The sequence below is a fragment of the Nostoc sp. DedSLP04 genome (assembly GCF_034530775.1).
In the GTDB taxonomy this organism is placed as follows: Bacteria; Cyanobacteriota; Cyanobacteriia; order Cyanobacteriales; family Nostocaceae; genus Nostoc.
Map to the genome: position 1 here is coordinate 15,694 of NZ_JAVRCL010000061.1, position 17,689 is coordinate 33,382.

Annotated in this window: 17 protein-coding genes; 7 read left to right on the forward strand and 10 right to left on the reverse strand. The window is 40.9% G+C overall.

Annotated elements, in window-relative coordinates; all coding sequences use genetic code 11:
• Window positions 1-99: 99 nt before the first annotated feature.
• From RMX89_RS27255 to RMX89_RS27275, 5 genes are all read right to left on the reverse strand, one after another.
• Window positions 100-1,995 (reverse strand): CheR family methyltransferase, encoded by a 1,896-nt coding sequence (locus RMX89_RS27255; protein WP_322691118.1) that lies wholly within the window; start codon window positions 1,993-1,995, stop codon window positions 100-102.
• A 359-nt stretch (window positions 1,996-2,354) separates the two neighbouring features.
• Window positions 2,355-2,981: a chemotaxis protein CheB gene (locus RMX89_RS27260; RefSeq protein ID WP_322691119.1), complete on the reverse strand. Its 627-nt coding sequence runs from the start codon at window positions 2,979-2,981 to the stop codon at window positions 2,355-2,357.
• Between the two features lie 144 nt (window positions 2,982-3,125).
• Window positions 3,126-3,995 (reverse strand): polyphosphate kinase 2 family protein, encoded by an 870-nt coding sequence (locus RMX89_RS27265; protein WP_322691120.1) that lies wholly within the window; start codon window positions 3,993-3,995, stop codon window positions 3,126-3,128.
• A gap of 378 nt (window positions 3,996-4,373) precedes the next feature.
• Entirely contained in the window at window positions 4,374-4,850 is a 477-nt protein-coding gene (locus RMX89_RS27270) for a hypothetical protein (protein ID WP_322684132.1), read from the reverse strand.
• Window positions 4,851-5,066: 216 nt separating this feature from the next.
• Window positions 5,067-6,329, reverse strand: a complete 1,263-nt coding sequence (locus RMX89_RS27275; RefSeq protein WP_322691121.1) for a proton extrusion protein PcxA — start codon at window positions 6,327-6,329, stop codon at window positions 5,067-5,069.
• Between the two features lie 403 nt (window positions 6,330-6,732).
• Here RMX89_RS27275 and RMX89_RS27280 point away from each other — a divergent pair, with 403 nt between their 5' ends.
• The 3 genes from RMX89_RS27280 to RMX89_RS27290 all read left to right on the forward strand — a co-directional run bounded on the left by RMX89_RS27280 (window position 6,733) and on the right by RMX89_RS27290 (window position 9,452).
• The gene (locus RMX89_RS27280) at window positions 6,733-7,920 is read left to right on the forward strand and encodes a tetratricopeptide repeat protein (RefSeq protein ID WP_322691122.1); all 1,188 of its coding nucleotides are present in this window, start codon (window positions 6,733-6,735) and stop codon (window positions 7,918-7,920) included.
• Between the two features lie 370 nt (window positions 7,921-8,290).
• Entirely contained in the window at window positions 8,291-8,857 is a 567-nt protein-coding gene (locus RMX89_RS27285; RefSeq protein ID WP_322691145.1) for a Uma2 family endonuclease, read from the forward strand.
• Window positions 8,858-9,194: 337 nt separating this feature from the next.
• Window positions 9,195-9,452 (forward strand): transcriptional regulator, encoded by a 258-nt coding sequence (locus RMX89_RS27290; protein WP_322672338.1) that lies wholly within the window; start codon window positions 9,195-9,197, stop codon window positions 9,450-9,452.
• A gap of 195 nt (window positions 9,453-9,647) precedes the next feature.
• Here the strand turns inward: RMX89_RS27290 and RMX89_RS27295 are convergent, their stop codons facing one another.
• A complete protein-coding gene (locus tag RMX89_RS27295) occupies window positions 9,648-10,814 on the reverse strand; it encodes a pyridoxal phosphate-dependent aminotransferase (protein ID WP_322691123.1) in 1,167 nt (388 codons plus the stop codon).
• A gap of 321 nt (window positions 10,815-11,135) precedes the next feature.
• Here RMX89_RS27295 and RMX89_RS27300 point away from each other — a divergent pair, with 321 nt between their 5' ends.
• Window positions 11,136-11,804, forward strand: a complete 669-nt coding sequence (locus tag RMX89_RS27300) for a ribonuclease T2 family protein (protein ID WP_322691124.1) — start codon at window positions 11,136-11,138, stop codon at window positions 11,802-11,804.
• Between the two features lie 148 nt (window positions 11,805-11,952).
• On the opposite strand, the gene RMX89_RS27305 is transcribed toward RMX89_RS27300, so the two are convergent.
• A complete protein-coding gene (locus RMX89_RS27305) occupies window positions 11,953-13,035 on the reverse strand; it encodes a class I fructose-bisphosphate aldolase (RefSeq protein ID WP_322672341.1) in 1,083 nt (360 codons plus the stop codon).
• 365 nt (window positions 13,036-13,400) lie between these two features.
• On the opposite strand from RMX89_RS27305, the gene RMX89_RS27310 reads away from it, so the two are divergent.
• Window positions 13,401-13,715, forward strand: coding sequence for a hypothetical protein (locus RMX89_RS27310; protein ID WP_322691125.1), 315 nt, complete (start codon window positions 13,401-13,403; stop codon window positions 13,713-13,715).
• A 32-nt stretch (window positions 13,716-13,747) separates the two neighbouring features.
• Here RMX89_RS27310 and RMX89_RS27315 read toward each other — a convergent pair whose 3' ends face one another.
• On the reverse strand, window positions 13,748-13,990 hold the full coding sequence (locus RMX89_RS27315; RefSeq protein WP_322691126.1) for a hypothetical protein: 243 nt from the start codon (window positions 13,988-13,990) through the stop codon (window positions 13,748-13,750).
• 71 nt (window positions 13,991-14,061) lie between these two features.
• A complete protein-coding gene (locus RMX89_RS27320) occupies window positions 14,062-14,835 on the reverse strand; it encodes a glucosamine-6-phosphate deaminase (protein ID WP_322691127.1) in 774 nt (257 codons plus the stop codon).
• A gap of 236 nt (window positions 14,836-15,071) precedes the next feature.
• Here RMX89_RS27320 and RMX89_RS27325 point away from each other — a divergent pair, with 236 nt between their 5' ends.
• Window positions 15,072-15,755 (forward strand): HAD-IA family hydrolase, encoded by a 684-nt coding sequence (locus RMX89_RS27325; RefSeq protein WP_322691128.1) that lies wholly within the window; start codon window positions 15,072-15,074, stop codon window positions 15,753-15,755.
• Window positions 15,756-15,799: 44 nt separating this feature from the next.
• On the opposite strand, the gene RMX89_RS27330 is transcribed toward RMX89_RS27325, so the two are convergent.
• Window positions 15,800-16,750, reverse strand: a complete 951-nt coding sequence (locus RMX89_RS27330; protein WP_322691129.1) for an AraC family transcriptional regulator — start codon at window positions 16,748-16,750, stop codon at window positions 15,800-15,802.
• Between the two features lie 207 nt (window positions 16,751-16,957).
• Between RMX89_RS27330 and RMX89_RS27335 the strand changes: the two genes are divergently transcribed.
• A complete protein-coding gene (locus tag RMX89_RS27335) occupies window positions 16,958-17,689 on the forward strand; it encodes an SDR family oxidoreductase (RefSeq protein ID WP_322691130.1) in 732 nt (243 codons plus the stop codon).

Sequence of the window (17,689 nt, forward strand, 5' to 3'; positions counted from 1 at the left end):
TTCTTTTCTCCCTACCTTCCCTACTCCCCTGCTCCCCTGCTCCCCTGCCCCCTGCCCCCCGGTCACTGAGCGTAGCCGAAGTGCTGCCCCCTACCTCCTTCATTCCTGCTGCTGCCGTTTCTCTATGTCTTGAGTAGAAATCATACTGCTGACTTTCTCTACATCTACCATCATCAAAACTGCTCCTTGCATTTCAGCACCAAACAGCGGAGTAATTGCCAGGTAACATTTTATTTGCCTACCTCGACGATTGGTAGCATCGAGGATCGTTTCTTGAAACTGCTTTCTCCCGGATAGGGATTCACGAATAGGCGATCGCAACTGCTCGACGGGTAGCCCAATATCTAAGCTGAAAATAGACTTGCCGATCACTTCATCAGTTCGCAAGCCCCATAAATCTTCTACCATATAATTCCAAATAGAGATATTAAAGCTGCTGTCAATTACCACTATTCCCGTTTGCAGACTTCTGAGAATAGAAATTAGACTAATATTTGTGTGATTAAGTTCTGTGGTGCGCTGGTTCAGTTCGCTATTAATTGTCTGTAATTCTTCATTAGTAGATTGGAGTTCTTCATTCATTGTCTCCAATTCTTCATTGGTAGATTGGAGTTCTTCGTTAGTAGTTTCTAACTCTTCATTGGTAGATTGTAATTCTTCGTTGGTAGTTTCTAATTCTTCATTGGTAGATTGTAATTCTTCGTTGGTAGTTTCTAATTCTTGTTGGGAACGTTTCAACGCATCTTGAAGTTTAATATAGCGGCTGACATCGTGAAAGGAAATACTGACTCCTAATAAGCTGTTATCTGTTTCTTGTAAAGGCGTAATTTGTACATCTAAATATTGAATTTCTGTATTAGATATATAGCGCTCTACATTTGTTAGGATCACAGGGCGGCGTTCGGTATAAGCCCGTTCAATTAGCGATCGCAATTCAACAGGCCGATAGGAAAGTTCTAGATCCTGGAAGGGACGAGTTAAATCTTTGGGGAAAAGGGCGAACAAAATTCGCGCTTGCTCGTTCACCATTACCAGAGTGCCATTGGTATCAATGACTATTTGGGCGATTGGAGTTGTGTCAAAACCCATATCTCGCAATCGGACATTTTGAGCCAAACGGTTGCTAGATTCGTCATCTGCGGGATTTGCCATAACTAAAAGGCGATCGCGTAAATTCACCGTCGATACTTTAGTAAATATTCGGTTTTTCAAGTCCAGCGGCGTAAACAAGTTAGAATGCATCAATAGCATCTCTGCTTTTCCTAAAAACAAATAGCCATTCTCATTTAGTGCAAAATGAAACCGGGCTAGAATTCGCCCTTGAGTCTCAGAATTAAAATACATTAATGTATTGCGGCTGACTAATAAATCTAAGCGCGAAATGGGTGCATCTTGAAGCAAATCGTGGCGACCAAAAATCACTGAGCGGCGCAAGTCTTGGCGGAAAACATGGCGGTTCCCGACAAATTCAAAGTATTTCTGCCGCAGTTCATCTGGTATAGATTGGACATCTTTTTCTGAATACACGGCTTGCCTAGCCTGGTTGAGAGCATCTTCATCTACATCTGTGGCGTAGATTTTTACTCGTTGACGAAATTCCTCTGCTCCCAATATTTGGGCCATCAACATTGCCAGGGTATAAGCTTCTTCTCCAGAAGCACAGCCAGCGCTCCAGATACGGATTTGCTCGGATGCTTTTTTATTGTTAATCAGATTAGGCAGTATTTGCTCTGCTATTTCTTCCCAAGCTGATGAATCTCGAAAAAAAGCGGTGACGTTAATTAAAATCGTATTGAAAAGATGATTAAATTCTTCAGGATAAACTTCTAGATAGTCTTGATACTCTTCAAAATTTTCTATGTTTAATGACTGCATCCGCTTGAATACTCGACGTATCAAAGTCGAGCGCTTATAGCCTGTAAAATCAAATCCCCGGCTTTGTCTGAGATAAACCAGTAAATTTTCAAATTTAGGATCTTTTTCTGCGGAAGTCATAGTTTAAGGGGGCAGGGGGCAGGAACAAAGGAGTGGAGTTATAGATTATGCTTCCACGAGTATCAAAGACTCATTAACGGAGTTCTAAGCCTCATTAATGGAGTTCTAAGCCTCATTAATGGAGTTCAAAGCCTCATTAATGGAGTTCTGAGCTTCATTAATGGAGTTCAAAACCTCATTAATGGAGTTCTAAGCCTCATTAATGGAGTTCTAAGCCTCATTAATGGAGTTCTAAGCTTCATTAACGGAGTTCAAAGACTCATTAATGGAGTTCAAAGCCTCATTAAACTATGTTGACACTAAGTTAGTTGCACTTTAATACATATTTCCTCTACTCCCCTGTCCCTATGCCTCTGAGTTTAGTTAAATTTTCCCATGATTAAACTTACCAGGGTGGTAGAAATTTCATCAAGAGGTAGAATAAAATCTACATTGCCAGTATTAATTGCGGCGGAGGGCATCCCCGCAAATTCGGCGGTTTTTACGTTTTGGACAATGACAGTACCGCCCATTTTTTTAATTGCTTCTATTCCGATTGTGCCATCGCTACCCGTTCCACTTAGCACAAGAGCGATCGCTCTGTCTTTGTAAGTGGCTGCAACTGATTCAAATAATAAGTCAGCCGAAGGACGTAAAAAATGTACTAATTCCGACTGTGATAAAGAAAGTGTACCGTCACCATTAACCAACAAGTGACGATCGGGTGGAGCAATGTAAGCCGTTCCTGGGGTAAGGGAATCTCCTTCTTGTGCCTGTTTGACAGTAATATCTGTGCGGCGACTGAGAATTTCTGCCATAAACGACGGATGTTCGGGAGCCAAGTGTTGCACAATGGCGATCGCGGCGGGAAATTCTGCTTTTAGAGTCGATAGCACCTGAATTATAGCAGTCAATCCACCTGCGGAGGCTGCGATCGCCACTAGATCAAAGGCAGCATTAGTAAAGTGAGGTGGATGATTTTTGGCATTTTCTGCCATTTCAATCATGATTTTGCGCCTATGACTATTTGCGTAACTTCTTTAGTTACAAATAGCATTAATTAAGTTACAATTTTTTATTATTTACATATATTATACAGGATATTTGAACTACTTCAGCATTTTTTTGCCTTTAGCGATCGAATTCACAGGTTAATCTTCCTGCTCTAGAATACGTTTCGCTTCCAAAAGTTGCTGCTTATGTTCCTCACTAACTGTTGGGTATTGCAGATTTAGTTCTTCTAATTTTGTGCAGATAATATTAGCAACGGTTAGCCGTGTAAACCATTTGCGATCGGCAGGGATAATATACCACGGTGCCCATTTAGTACTAGTATTATTAAAAACTTCTTCATAAGCATTCATATAATCATCCCAAAAAGCTCGTTCTCGGACATCATTATCTGAAAACTTCCAATTTTTATTAGGAGAGTCAATCCGTGCTAAAAAGCGTTTTTTCTGCTCTGACTTAGAGACATTTAGAAAAAACTTCAAAATGATTACACCATTATCAACCAAATATTTTTCAAAGTTATTGATTTCTTCAAAACGCTGTTTCCATATCTTATTTCCATTAGGAATGTAAGGAAGTTGTTGTTTTTGAAGCATTTCTGGATGGACGCGAACCACTAGTGCTTCTTCATAGTATGAGCGGTTAAATATGCCAATTCTTCCTCTTTCTGGCAGAGCTTTCATTGAGCGCCACAAGTAGTCATGGTCTAATTCTTCCGCACTGGGGCCCTTAAAACTAAACACCTGAAATCCCTGTGGATTAACACCAGAAGTTACGTGTTTAATAGTGCTGTCTTTGCCAGCAGCATCCATTGCCTGAAAAATAATCAACAAAGCATAGGTGTTTTGAGCATAGAGAATATTTTGGTAATTAGCTAGTCGTTCAATATCTACCTTTAATTTGGTTGCAGCATCAGCTTTTTGATGAAAATCAGTTTTATAAGCTGGGTCATAGTTTTTTTTCAGAGAAATCTTTGAACCAGGTGGAACAATGAAAGCATCATGATTCATCTATAAAATCTCCTAACAGCTATTTAATACCCAAGCACATTTTTAAGCGTTAATTCCTGAAAGTTAAATAAAGCAACGTAAATAATTAAAAGTTTGTAGTGAGGACTTTAGTCCTCTTGCAAAAATCCTTGAATCACCCCTCCCCAGCCCTCCCCTTATAAAGGCTACGGTGTACACACAAGTTGAATTACCCCCCTTAATTCCCCCGATGCATTGGGTACGGTGTACACATAAGTTGAATTACCCCCCTTAATCCCCCCTTGTAAAGGGGGGAAACTGGAAAATCTAGTTCCCTCCCCTTTCCAAGGGGAGGGTTAGGGTGGGGTAAAAACCAGATTTCTTACATTACTTAATTTACTTCGATTTATTCTCATCTACTTACTTCCGTCGCTTTGGCATAGGACGCATTGCTTCACGTCCCAAGATAAACATCCCCGTGATACCTAAACAGACAAACCAAATATATTGATACCAATATTGCCGAATTTGTACAACTGTACTGGTTTTTGGATGCAATGTATTTAAGTATAGCAGCAGCATCAATATCATCAGTGCCCCAAAACCAACAAGGCTCAAGCCAATAAAAATTCGTGCAGAACGCAGTTCAAAATCATTAATAGTATTTAGGTCAATTTCTGCCAGTTCTTTAAAGGAGTCATCCGCCAAAGATGAGGCTGCTTGGAATCTATTACTCAGTTTTGATGGCAAAATCGGCGACAGTTTCGCTACAGTTGGGCGACGAAGTAAAGCCTCAGTATCTCGCAGCAGTTCCAGTGGCTTACGGGTAGTAGTTGGTTGAGCAAACTCTATGTTGTCTGTAGGAGTTGAGGCATTAGCTTTGCTTTCAAAATCCATAGTATACTTCGGAAAAACCAGGATATACATAGCCTAGCGAATCAAAAGACAAATGCGTGAAAATAATTCGTAATTCGTAATTCGTAATTCGTAATTCGTAATAACGTTCGTGGACTCGTTAGCGCAACGCTAATGTAATTCGTAATTAATTGATTTATAGGGAAAAACATATTTTTTACTCAAAGTAAGTGAATTTGGGCGTTGGATAATTACAAACTATTCGTCCATTTCTTTTAATGTAGCTAATGCCGATGGAGATAAACGACTGAGATAGCGGAATATCCAATATTTAAAGATAGTATTTAAAATCACAGGAAATGTAGCAATAAAGAAAAAGATTACATTTCTAGTGGGTGGTAGACCTAAATGTTCTGCCAATCCTGCAAGCAGGACTTCCCACCCATCTGGTGAGTGAAATCCGACAAATATATCTGTAAACAGAATAATTAAAAAAGCTTTGGCACTATCACTCAGACCAGAGACAATGGTATCCATAAAAGACTTAAGGATCGCAATTTCTCTTTTGCTCATGGCGATAACTATGCCAAAAGAAAAAAGTGATATTAAATCTGCAAAAATATTACTAATACTACTATTACTTTTTCTGCTAAATTCTTCCGAGATTTCAAGTGCTTTACTCTTAATTTTTTCTTGTGTTAACTCTGAAGAAAGTGCTGGTGCTTGATTAATAAAATATTCAAATCTCAATTCTTCTTGAAAATTATGAAATTCATGGAGAGCTTCTTTTTCCATATCAGAATTGATGAATATTGTAGTTGCATTATCTCCTCTAACCCTTTCTAGTATTGGACTTACAATATATTCTTTAGAAAAATATTGAGTTAAAAGCGGTACAAGAATGAGAACTATCAAAAATCGCAGGGCAATTATTGTTCTACCTTTAGAAAGACGATAATTCCTGATAAATTCTTCTTCTGTCTGCGGTGCAAAATCTGCTTGAATTTTATTAATCCTTCTGCCGATAGAATTCTTAGGCAATCTAGGTTTTGGAATTGGAGGGTTAATTTGAGGATCGTTTATATTAGATGAATTTAGCTGTTTTTTTATTTCGTTATCATTAATGTTTAAAGGCTGATATGTTGACACTAAAGAAGTATTGTTAATTACTTCATCTTTGATAGCATATTTCTCTACTACTTCATCAATAATCTTCAATTTTTCTAATAAAACAGAATTAGAAATATTGACAATTCCCCGACTAAGCTGAAATTCCGCAAGCCTGAACTTAATAATAGTTAGATTCTTATTAAGATATACTTGCCAATAAGACATGACATTTTCAGTATAGTTTACTGATTGTAAAGATATTTTTTTGCTATCAAAATGTTCGTTCTCAACGTTTTTAATTCTCTGAGCTGCTTGGTAAGCTTCTAAAAGTGCCCTTTCTGGCGTATCTGAAAACCAACGCTTAAGCGCTCGCAAATATTTTTGGAATGTTCTGGTAAGTGAGTTTTTCATTACATATATGACTTTTAGATAATGTGTATTATAGTTATATAATCATAAAAAATGGGTAATATAGCTAAATAGTTAGTCCAATCCAGATTCAGGTAATACTCCCTGATGCGATGTCTAGGAAGGGCTACGTCTACGCTAGCAATTTTATATTACCTGTATCAGATGCGGCATAGATTGGCACTGGTTATTTATATTGGCAGTTTATCCATTACACTGTCATTATTGACACTAGAGGTCAGTATTTATGCTCTATATAAAAGCCTTGATTGTAACATTTCACAATCAAAGCAAATTTTTCACTATGCAGAGTCTATCACTGTTAAAGGGAATAGGAAGTAAAGATGTTGCTTTCTCATCTCCCTTATCCTTCTATTCACTACTCCCCACTCCCAAGTTTTAAATTATGAGTTTGAGTCTATGCATGATTGTGAAAAACGAAGCAGCAACACTGCCTAAATGCCTGAGCAGTGTGAGAAAAGTAGTGGATGAAATGATAGTCTTGGATACAGGCTCAATCGATCGCACTCCCAATATTGCCCAACAACTCGGTGCAAAAGTTCATCATTTTAAATGGTGTAATGACTTCAGTGCTGCCCGGAATGCAGCTCTCAAATATGTCACTGGTGATTGGATTTTGGTATTAGATGCTGATGAAACTCTAACTCCAACAATTGTACCGCAGTTACGAGAGGCGATCGCAAGAGATGAATATTTGCTCCTCAACCTCGTCCGCCAAGAAGTTGGTGCAGAACAATCTCCCTATTCTCTGGTTTCCAGGCTATTCCGCAATCATCCAGATATTCGTTTTGACCGTCCTTACCATGCCTTGGTAGATGATAGTGTGTCAGAAATTTTAACCAAAGAACCCCATTGGCAAATAGGTTATTTACCTGGGGTTGCCCTTGTACACACAGGATATCAAAAAAGTGCGATCGCTCAAAATAACAAATATGCCAAAGCCGCTACAGCGATGGAAGGGTTTCTCGCAACTCATCCCAACGATCCTTATGTTTGCAGTAAATTAGGAGCGTTGTATGTGCAAACTGGGAAAATTTCTCAAGGTATGGATTTGCTAAGACATGGAATCACCGTTGCTGAAGACAACTACGATATCTTATATGAACTCCACTATCATTTAGGCATTGCCTACAGTCGCTTGCAAAAATCCCCACAGGCGATTTATCACTATCAAGCTGCCATCAAATTGCCAATTTATCCCATGCTCAAACTAGGAGCATACAACAACTTGGGTAACTTACTCAAAGCAGCAGGAGATTTCAACGGTGCGAAAACTGCTTATATCACAGCTTTGAAAATCGATCCCACTTTTGTTTTTGGACATTATAATTTGGCGATGACATTTAAGGCTTTGGGTTTATTTGCAGATGCGATCGTATATTATCAACATGCAATTACCTTAAATCCCAACTATGCCGAAGCATATCAAAATTTGGGGGTAGTGTTGCTCAAAGTTGGCAATCATCAAGATAGTTTAGCAGCTTTTAGAAAAGCGATCGTCCTTCACGAAAGGTATAATCCCGAAGAAGCGAAGAGACTACGCCAGGGATTGCAGGAGATGCAGTTGATGTAGGGCATTGGGCATGGGGGCATTGGGCATGGGGCATGGGGCGAATGGCACGCTTGTTAAGCACAAACCCCTGATCTAACCGGATGAGAGGGTGTGGGGGGTAGGGTGTAGGGTGTAGGGAATCAAGAAAATGTTGAACTCCTTGACGCAACTAAAGGTTAATTGTCTTAAACACTACACCCAACACCCTACCCCCAACACCCTGCCAAACACGAGGTTTCACGTTTTCTTAGTGACATTCGGGCATTGGGCATAGGGCATGGAGGAGAATAACAGATAACAAATACTTCGACTTCGCTCAGTACAAGTGACAAATGACAAATACTTCGACTTCGCTCAGTACAAGTGACAAATGACAAATTCAGAGGTTTCGATGAGCCAAACCATTGATGAACGGATACGTTGGACAAGTGCAGACTTAGAGTTATTGCCAGATAACGGTAATCGCTACGAAATTATCGATGGGGAATTATTTGTGACTAGGGCACCGCATTGGGGACATCAAAAAGCTACTGGTAATATTTATGCAGAATTAAGAACTTGGTCACTCTCAACAGGTCTTGGTGAGGCTGTCCCAACACCAGGAATTATTTTTACTGATGCAGATAATGTTATTCCCGATGTGGTTTGGGTAAGTAAAGAACGCCTTGCCATTTTACTTGACCAAGAAGGACATTTAACGGGAGCGCCAGAACTAGTTGTAGAAGTACTTTCCCCTGGAGTCCAAAACGAGCGGCGCGATCGCGAAGTCAAGCTAAAATTATATGCTTCTAGAGGAGTTCAAGAATATTGGATTTTAAACTGGCAATTACAACAGGTTGAAGTGTATCGCCGAGAAAAAGCAGTTCTGAAATTAGTAGCAACATTATTCGCAACAGATGACCTCTCTTCACCTCTGTTACCAAATTTTGTTTGCACTGTAGCGCGGTTGTTTGTGTGAATATGCGGAACGTCAAAAACTTTAAGCTGGAAACACAAAACATCAGAATGAAGTATAGTTCGATACAGTTAAGTTAACTGTATTGACTTATAGTCTCAAGACTTGCCTCCCCTAGTTCTCCCCGATTGTTACCTAATCTAAAAATACCAACCCAAAAGTTAAAATCAAAACTTTTGGCAGTATCAAACTTTCCATTATTTTATGAATAAAGAAATAAAGTTATTTCGTATATTTTGTTCATATTCGGTGATGTTGGCAGCATAATTGCCTTCACGGACATAATTTTTTAAATAATACAACAACGTAGATGCAATAAGTATCTGAGGAAGTAATACCTATGCTTGAAACCTATCTTATCCACACCGAAGCTGATTATCGTGCTGCACTTGATGAAATTGAAAGATTGTTTGATGCAGAACTAAATACACCAGAGTTTGACCGCTTGGAAGTTTTAACTACGCTTGTGAAAGCATACGAACAAAGGTATTATCCAATCGAAGCACGAGATCCTATTGAAGCAATCTTATATTATCTTGAATCCCGTGAGTTGTTTTTAAATGACATAGAGCCAATGAAGCAAGCGATGTTTTACTAAAAATCCCTGGAACTTGAGCTTCGGAACACGAAACTTGAGCTTCGGAACACGAAACTTGAGATTTCAAAATGAACTCCACCAGTTCTGAGTCGAAAAGGTGGAGTTAAAAAGTCGAAGAGTAGAGAAATGCTCCTCACAAATGACAAATACTTCGACTTCGCTCAGTACAAGTGACAACTGACAAATGACAACCAACTAAATACGCGACTTGACAAATTTCTCTAATCTATCCATTCCCTTTTCAATCGTCGCCATATCTGTGGCGTAGGAAAGGCGAATGTTGTCATCAGCGCCAAAAGCAATTCCGGGAATGACTGCAACTTGATGTTCTTCCAACAAAGCGTCACAAAATTCTAAAGATTTTAGACCGGTTTTGCTGATATCAGGAAACAGATAAAAAGCGCCATCTGGTTTTGCAGTACTCAATCCGGGAATGGCGTTGAGTCTGTCTAGCATTACCTGTCGCCGCTTGGCGAAGGCTTGACGCATTTCTTCGACACAATCTTGAGAACTTTGTAGCGCCGCGATCGCACCATATTGGGCAAAGGTACACACGTTAGATGTACTATGCCCTTGGATGGTACTGGCTGCTTTAATGATTTCCACAGGCCCCGCTAAATAGCCCAGACGCCACCCAGTCATGGAATAAGCTTTCGCAAACCCATTACTAATCAAAGTACGATCAAAAATTTCCTTCCCCAGAGAACCGATGCTGATGTGTTCTGCACCGTCGTAGAGAATCTTTTCGTAAATCTCATCAGAGACAACAAAGATATCTGCATCAACTATTACCTGCGCCAGTGCTTTGATTTCATCTGGCGTGTACACCATCCCAGTGGGATTAGATGGAGAGTTGAGGATAAATAACTTCGTCTTCGGCGCGATCGCTTTACGGAGTTGTTCGGGAGTAATTTTATAACCCGTCGTCGCATCTGTAGGCACAATCACCGGGACTCCACCGACCAAAGTCACCATTTCGGGATAACTTAGCCAGTAGGGTGCAGGGATAATTACCTCATCACCTGGATCGATCAATGCCACGATTAAGTTGTACAGAGAATGCTTACCGCCATTGGTGACGATGACATTCTCAGACTTGTAATCAAGACCGTTGTCGGTTTTAAGCTTGTGGGCGATCGCTTCCCTTAACTTTGGTTCTCCGGCTGCTGCACCATATTTGGTTTTGCCTTCATCCAAAGCTTTGACTGCTGCGGCTTTAATATGCGCCGGGGTATCAAAATCTGGTTCTCCAGCGCTAAAACTACAAACATCTATTCCTTCCGCCTTCAGTGCCTTAGCCTTGGCTGCGATCGCTAAGGTTAATGAAGGTGTTACCTGACTTACTCTTGCTGCCAGCTTCATTCTTACTATTTTTTGGCAAATCTTTCACTTATCTAAGGATATCCCAGAATCCCTACCAAGATTTGCTTTTTCTAAATTCGTTGAGGATTGGCGAGATGAGGGAGCAGGGAGCAGGGGGAGACAAGGGGACAAGGGGACAAGGGGACAAGGAGATAAACAAAACTCTTAACTCTTAACTCAGCACTCCTAACGCCCAATGACAAATGACAAATGACAAATGACAAATGACCAATGACAAATGACTCCGCAAAGCAGTTTGATTATTGACTCTTAAGGATGTATCGTATATAACTTGATTTTTAGTGAAAACTAATTGTTTATATGCAGATTAAGAAACTTTTAATTGCATCTTCTCTGCTAATTACTGGTCTTTTTATACCTAATGCTGCCATTGCTCAAAATCGCGGTACTCCGGGGAAATTTGATTTTTATGTACTAACACTCTCTTGGTCGCCGGATTATTGTGCGGCAAATGGTAGCCGTGACAAGCAGCAGTGTAGTTCTGGAAGGAAACTTGGTTTTGTACTACATGGTTTGTGGCCGCAGTACCAAACTGGTTATCCTGCTAATTGTTCCACGCAAAAATTACCGTCGGAAGTAAAGCGGCAATTTCCCAATTTGTATCCTAGTAATAAACTTTACGATCATGAATGGGAAAAACATGGTACTTGTTCGGGTAAAACTCCTGTGGAGTACTTGGGGTTGAGTAAAAAATTAAAAGATGCGATCGCTATTCCCGCAGCTTATAATCGCCCTAATAAACCCGTGCGTACCACAATTACAAATTTTAAAAATTCATTTGTGAGTGCGAATAATCAAATTACTGCTGATGGTATAGCACCTTTTTGTTCTGGTTCGGGAAGATTTTTGCAAGAAGTCTTCTTTTGTTATTCCAAAAACGGCGAACCTGGTATTTGTAGCGCCGAAATTTTGAAGCGATCGCAAAAAAGTTGTGGCCAGCCAGATTTCTTATTGAGAAATGTTAGATAAAAATGGGGAATAGGGAATAGGGCATTGGGCATTGGGCATTGGGCGTTAGGAGTGCTGAGTTAAGAGTTAAGAGTTTTGTTTATCTCCTTGTCCCCTTGTCCCCTTGTCTCCCCCTGCTCCCTGCTCCCTGCTCCCTGCTCCCTGCTCCCTAAGCGATCGTCACATCTGGCGACAAATAAACATCTTGAATGTTGTGAAACAGTTTTACACCTTCCTCAAAGGGACGTTGGAAGGTTTTTCGCCCAGAAATTAATCCCGAACCACCAGCGCGTTTGTTGATTACGGCGGTGCGTATTGCTTCGGCGAAGTCATTTTTACCAGTCGCGCCACCAGAATTAATCAACCCGACACGCCCAGAGTAGCAATTTAGTACTTGGTAACGAGCTAAATCAATTGGGTGATCGGTTGTCAACTCTGTGTAAACCCGCTCATCGGTTTTGCCGTAACTCTTACCAGTGGCTTTGGCAATTGCACCGTAACCATTGTTATTTTCGGGTAACTTTTGTTTGATAATGTCAGCTTCAATGGTTACACCCAAATGATTCGCTTGTCCAGTGAGGTCAGCCGCAAGGTGGTAATCTTTATCTTGTTTAAAAGCGTTATTCCGCAGATAGCACCAGAGAATAGTCGCCAAACCCAGTTCATGGGCGCGTTTAAAAGCTTTGCTGATTTCCTGAATTTGTCTGGTAGAATTCTCGGAACCAAAGTAAATTGTCGCACCTACGGCAGCCGCCCCTAAATTCCAAGCTTGTTCTACATCCGCAAACAATACCTGGTCAAATTGATTGGGGAAAGTCAGCAATTCGTTGTGGTTGATTTTGGCAATAAAGGGGATTTTGTGGGCATATTTCCGTGATACAATGCCTAATGTTCCCAAAGTGGTAGCAACCGCATTGCAACCTGCGGCGATCGCTAGCTTGAGAATATTTTCTGGGTCGAAGTAAATCGGATTGGGCGCAAAAGACGCACCAGCTGAGTGTTCAATCCCTTGGTCTACTGGTAAAATCGAGAGATAACCTGTGTTTGCCAGACGACCAGTAGAGTAAAGTAAATGGATATTACGCAATACTTGAGGATTGCGATCGCTATTGAGCCAGATGCGATCTACAAAGTCTGGGCCCGGTAAATGTATTAAATCACGAGAAACTTTTGCTTTGTAAGTAAGCAGGTCTTCAGCCTCTTTACCTAGCAATGATTCAATAAAATTAGGCTCTTTGAGCGTTGTAGTCATAGTATTATCCTCAAAAACTGAGCAAATGACCTTGTTTTTAAGATAGCATTTCTAATATTGCTAACTTGGTTGTACGGTCATTAGTTATGTGTATTCTTTTTGAATATATAGCAATCTTCTTTTATAAATGAAAACCAAAAGGCTGAGATTTCCCACTTGTTTCAATAAGCCGAGAATCTTGTGATGAATGAATAAGTAAGGCTATACTACCGGAAGTATTAAATCAACTTTCGGAATTGATATTTTCAACTTCAGTTACCAACATCAAACAGTACAATTATACTATCTTGCGATCGTAACTGAAAATTGAAAACCCATCTTTACCGGATTGGGGTGATAATTTTGAACAAAATAAATACAATTGTATGAGTAAGTTTCAAATCGATATCGACTTTAGCAATATAGATTTAGCTTCTCTTGAGACAGAAGAAGATTTTCAAAGAGAAGCAAAAATGTTACTCCCAAAGGCACTGGTCAAACTAGGTGAAAGTGTGGGTGAAAAAACTTGGGAAGAATTACAGCAAAAGCTGCAAGGAACTGGAGGTAAACTCAAATCTTCTCCCAGCGAGAAACGTAGGTTTATTCAAGAAACTGGAAGAACTTATCAACGAAATGCTAGTAACAGAGAAAAACAAGAACTAGAAGATTATATAGTAGAGCAATTACGCCAGCACAAGTAATATTTGTCAGAAGTTAACTTATCAGACATGATTCAAATAAACCAGCGACGAATAAACTCCACTTGAAAGCGATAGCCGTCGTCAACTTCCTCAATTAACTTCCGTTGCAACAGCAAGTTGAAAGTAATATCAGCATCGGGGAACTGTTGCAATAGAGTTTGGCAGCTGACTATAGCCCGTTCCCCTTGAGCGGCGATAAAATGTAAAATAGCTTGTCCAGTAGCATCTACTTGGTTGTTTTGAATGTCAGCAAAGAAAAATCCGCCACTTTGCAAAGCTTCTGAATGCGCTCGTGCATTAGTGCAATAATTAGCTTGGAAGATTGATGTGTGTAATAAGTTTAAATTTATTCTAGTCTACTAGCAGAATTAACATCTAAAAACAACGTCGCTTGTGGTTGTTGACGAAGAATAGAAGCTGGACAGTCTGTACCGATATAGCTTTGCAGCATATCTTTTACCACATTCGCTTTACGTTTTTCTGGAGCAAGACAGATAATTTTTTTAGCCGAACAAATTGTTGGGATGGTGACAGTAAAAGCATACTGCGGAACATTTTCTAAATTCGGAAAGTGACCTGTACTTACTTGTTGCTGACGGTTCACAGTATCCAATTTTACCAGTTTCACGCTGTAAGGATCTTGAAAATTTGCTACAGCCGGGTCGTTAAAAGCTAAATGTCCATTTTCGCCAACACCAAGACAGCATAAGTCAATCGGTTGTGCTTGCAATAATTTGGTGTAGCGATCGCACTCTGCTACTGGTTGTAATGTATCACCTTCTATATAGTGAAATTGCTTAGGATTAATCCGATTCTCTACACGTTCTCGCATATAACGCCGAAAACTAGCAGAATGATCGGCAGTAATTCCCAAATATTCATCTAGATGGAACAGAATAATCCGCGACCAATCTACACCACCCAATGCAATCAAAGCATCAAGAAATTTGAGTTGGGAGTTACCTGTAGCTAACAATACAGCAGCTGTATCCTGAAGATTAAGAACTTGCTGTAAATACTTTTGCACGATTTCGGCAACATCCTCAGCCATTTCGACTTCAGAGTTGTAAATCTGCACTAATAAATCGTCAACGCGAAAAAAGTTTGTGGCGGCTACCATTTGCTTACGAAGAAGGTTATCAATTATACGGCAGTTTGCCCAGAGGTTTTACCTGTCTACCTTTATATGCCCTATCCAGTATAGATTTTAGGATTTAGCAAAGTAATTTGTGACTCTTGAAATTTTCTTCTCCAGTCCCCAAATCCCGTATTAACAAAGGAACAATCACTAAAGGCAAAAAACAATGTAAACTATTTAAATTAAGTTAACAATTATTTACATTTTACCCAAAAATCATGCTGGCTGCAATTCTCTTTGACCTAGACGGCACTATTGTCAACACTGACCCCATACACTACCGAGCTTGGCGGGAAATGCTGTTAAATTACAACATAGAAATAGATGAAACATTTTATAAATCCCGAATTAGTGGAAGGCTAAATCCAGAAATTGTTAAAGACATTCTGCCACAATTATCAGCAGCAGAAGGGCAACAATTTGCAGACGAAAAAGAAGCGTTCTTCCGCAAACTCGCCCCACATCTCAAACCGCTAAATGGATTTTCTGAACTACTAGCATGGACAGAAACACATCAATTAAAACGAGCATTAGTAACTAATGCTCCTAGATTAAATGCAGAATTTATGCTAGAGGTTTTGGGGATAAAAGAAGCTTTCCATACAGTTGTTTTAGCGGATGATTGTATTGCAGGTAAACCCGATCCTGTGCCCTACCAAGTTGCCCTGAATAAATTGGGGATTACAGCAGAAGAAGCGATCGCTTTAGAAGACTCTCCCTCTGGTATTCGTTCCGCAGTGGGCGCAGATATCCGCACCATTGGCATCGCCTCCACCCACGATCCGCAAATTTTGCAGTCAGTCGGTGCATTTATGGCAATTCCAGACTTTACTGATTTGCAGTTGTGGACATTGCTAAACTCACTCATCGAGCCAGATTTAAATGCGATCGCTTCTAATTGAGGACATGGGGCAGAGGAGGCAGGGAGGCAGAAGGCAGAAATTCTTTAATTTTGAATTTTGAATTTTGAATTTTTAATTGATTTCTCCCCATCCCCAAAAACTCCACTTTTTAACCGAGCCATATCACGCAACGGTGATGCGCCGAACAAGCGACTGTATTCACGGCTGAACTGTGAGGGGCTTTCATAACCGACATAATGACTAGCTGTTGCCGCATCCATACCTTGCCCCAGCATCAGACGACGGGCTTGTTGAAGCCGAAGTTGTTTTTGATATTGCAAAGGACTCATGGTGGTGACAGACTTGAAGTGATGATGAAGTGACGAGGGACTCATGCGCGCTTCACGAGCGATCGTATCGATCCGAAATGGTTTTTCGTAGTTCCATTTCAGCCAGTTGATCGCTCTGCTAATTGCTTGGAATTGTTTATCGACTAAAGCAATCTGTCGCAATCTAGCACTGTGTTCGCCAGATAACAAACGGTAGAGAATTTCTCGGACAATCAAAGGTGCAAGGATGGCAATATCTTGAGGCGTTTCCAACAATCGTACAAGTCGAATTGCGGCATCAAGCAGTTGCGGGCTAACAGGATTAATAGACAAGCCTAGTTCCGGTGGTTCATTCGCTGGAGCGTCTAGTTTTGCCTCCATCATCAGTGTGCTGAGTTCTCCCATATCTAAATCGAGTCGAAGACACAGATACGGAACGCTTGGCGTTGCTTCAATCACTTGACCGACAACAGGCAGATCGATGGACACCACCAAATATTGGTCTTGACCATAAACATACAGATTGTCTGCCAACATTACCTGTTTCTTGCCCTGAGCGACGATGCACAGGGCAGGCTCATGCAGGGCATGAAGAGGCGCAGTAGGTTGTAAGGAACGGATCAGGAATAACCGCTCGATCGCTGTGGGATGGACACCATCTCCATTACTGTTTTGTGCAATCAGAGCAGCTAGCTCTGACTGCTGCTTTCTAACAGTCTGTTCCATAATTTCGTTTGAAATCCTTTATGAAACTAACATTCAGGGAGCCACAATCTATTTAGCCGCTTAGATTAGCTTATCTTTTTACGATCGACAATGAAGAAAAATGCAGGATTAGGCAAGAATTTCGTAGGTTCAGATTACCGCATCAAGCTTTGACTCTCTTAAATTAAGAGTGTGCTATAAAATACAACAACTTGGAGATCCAGTTTTATGACTACCAATCAACAGAAAGTCGTACTGATTACGGGCGCAAGTAGCGGTATCGGTGAGGCGACAGCACGTCTACTCGCTCGTAAGGGCATCCACGTCATCCTGGGCGCACGACGCACGGAGCGGCTAGAAACCCTCGTGGCTACAATCCGCTCTGAGGGAGGCTCGGCGGAGTATCAGACCCTTGATGTTACTCATCGCGCCGACTTCCAAGCCTTTGTAGAATTTGCTCAAAGCAAATTTGGCCGCATTGATGTCATCGTCAACAATGCAGGTGTTATGCCGCTCTCGAAGCTAGAAGCGCTGAAAGTTGATGAATGGGACTTGATGATTGACGTGAACATCCGTGGCGTACTCAATGGCATTGCTGCTGGGCTACCGTTGATGAAACGCCAAGGATTTGGCCAGTTCGTCAACCTGTCCTCCATCGGCGGACACGCTGTCTGGCCAACCTGCGCCGTTTACTCAGCCACTAAGTTCGCGGTGTTGGCAATTTCGGAGGGGCTGCGTCAGGAAAATACTGACATTCGCGTTACAGTTATTTCGCCAGGCGTAACGGAGTCAGAACTTGCCGATAGCATTACTGACGCCGAAGCTGTCAAAGGTATGCAGGAATTCCGCAAGATTGCGCTTCCGGCTGAAGCGATCACCAGAGCGATCGCCTTTGCAATCGAACAACCGGATGACGTTGATGTGAATGAGATTATCGTGCGTCCTACAGCCAGCGTATAG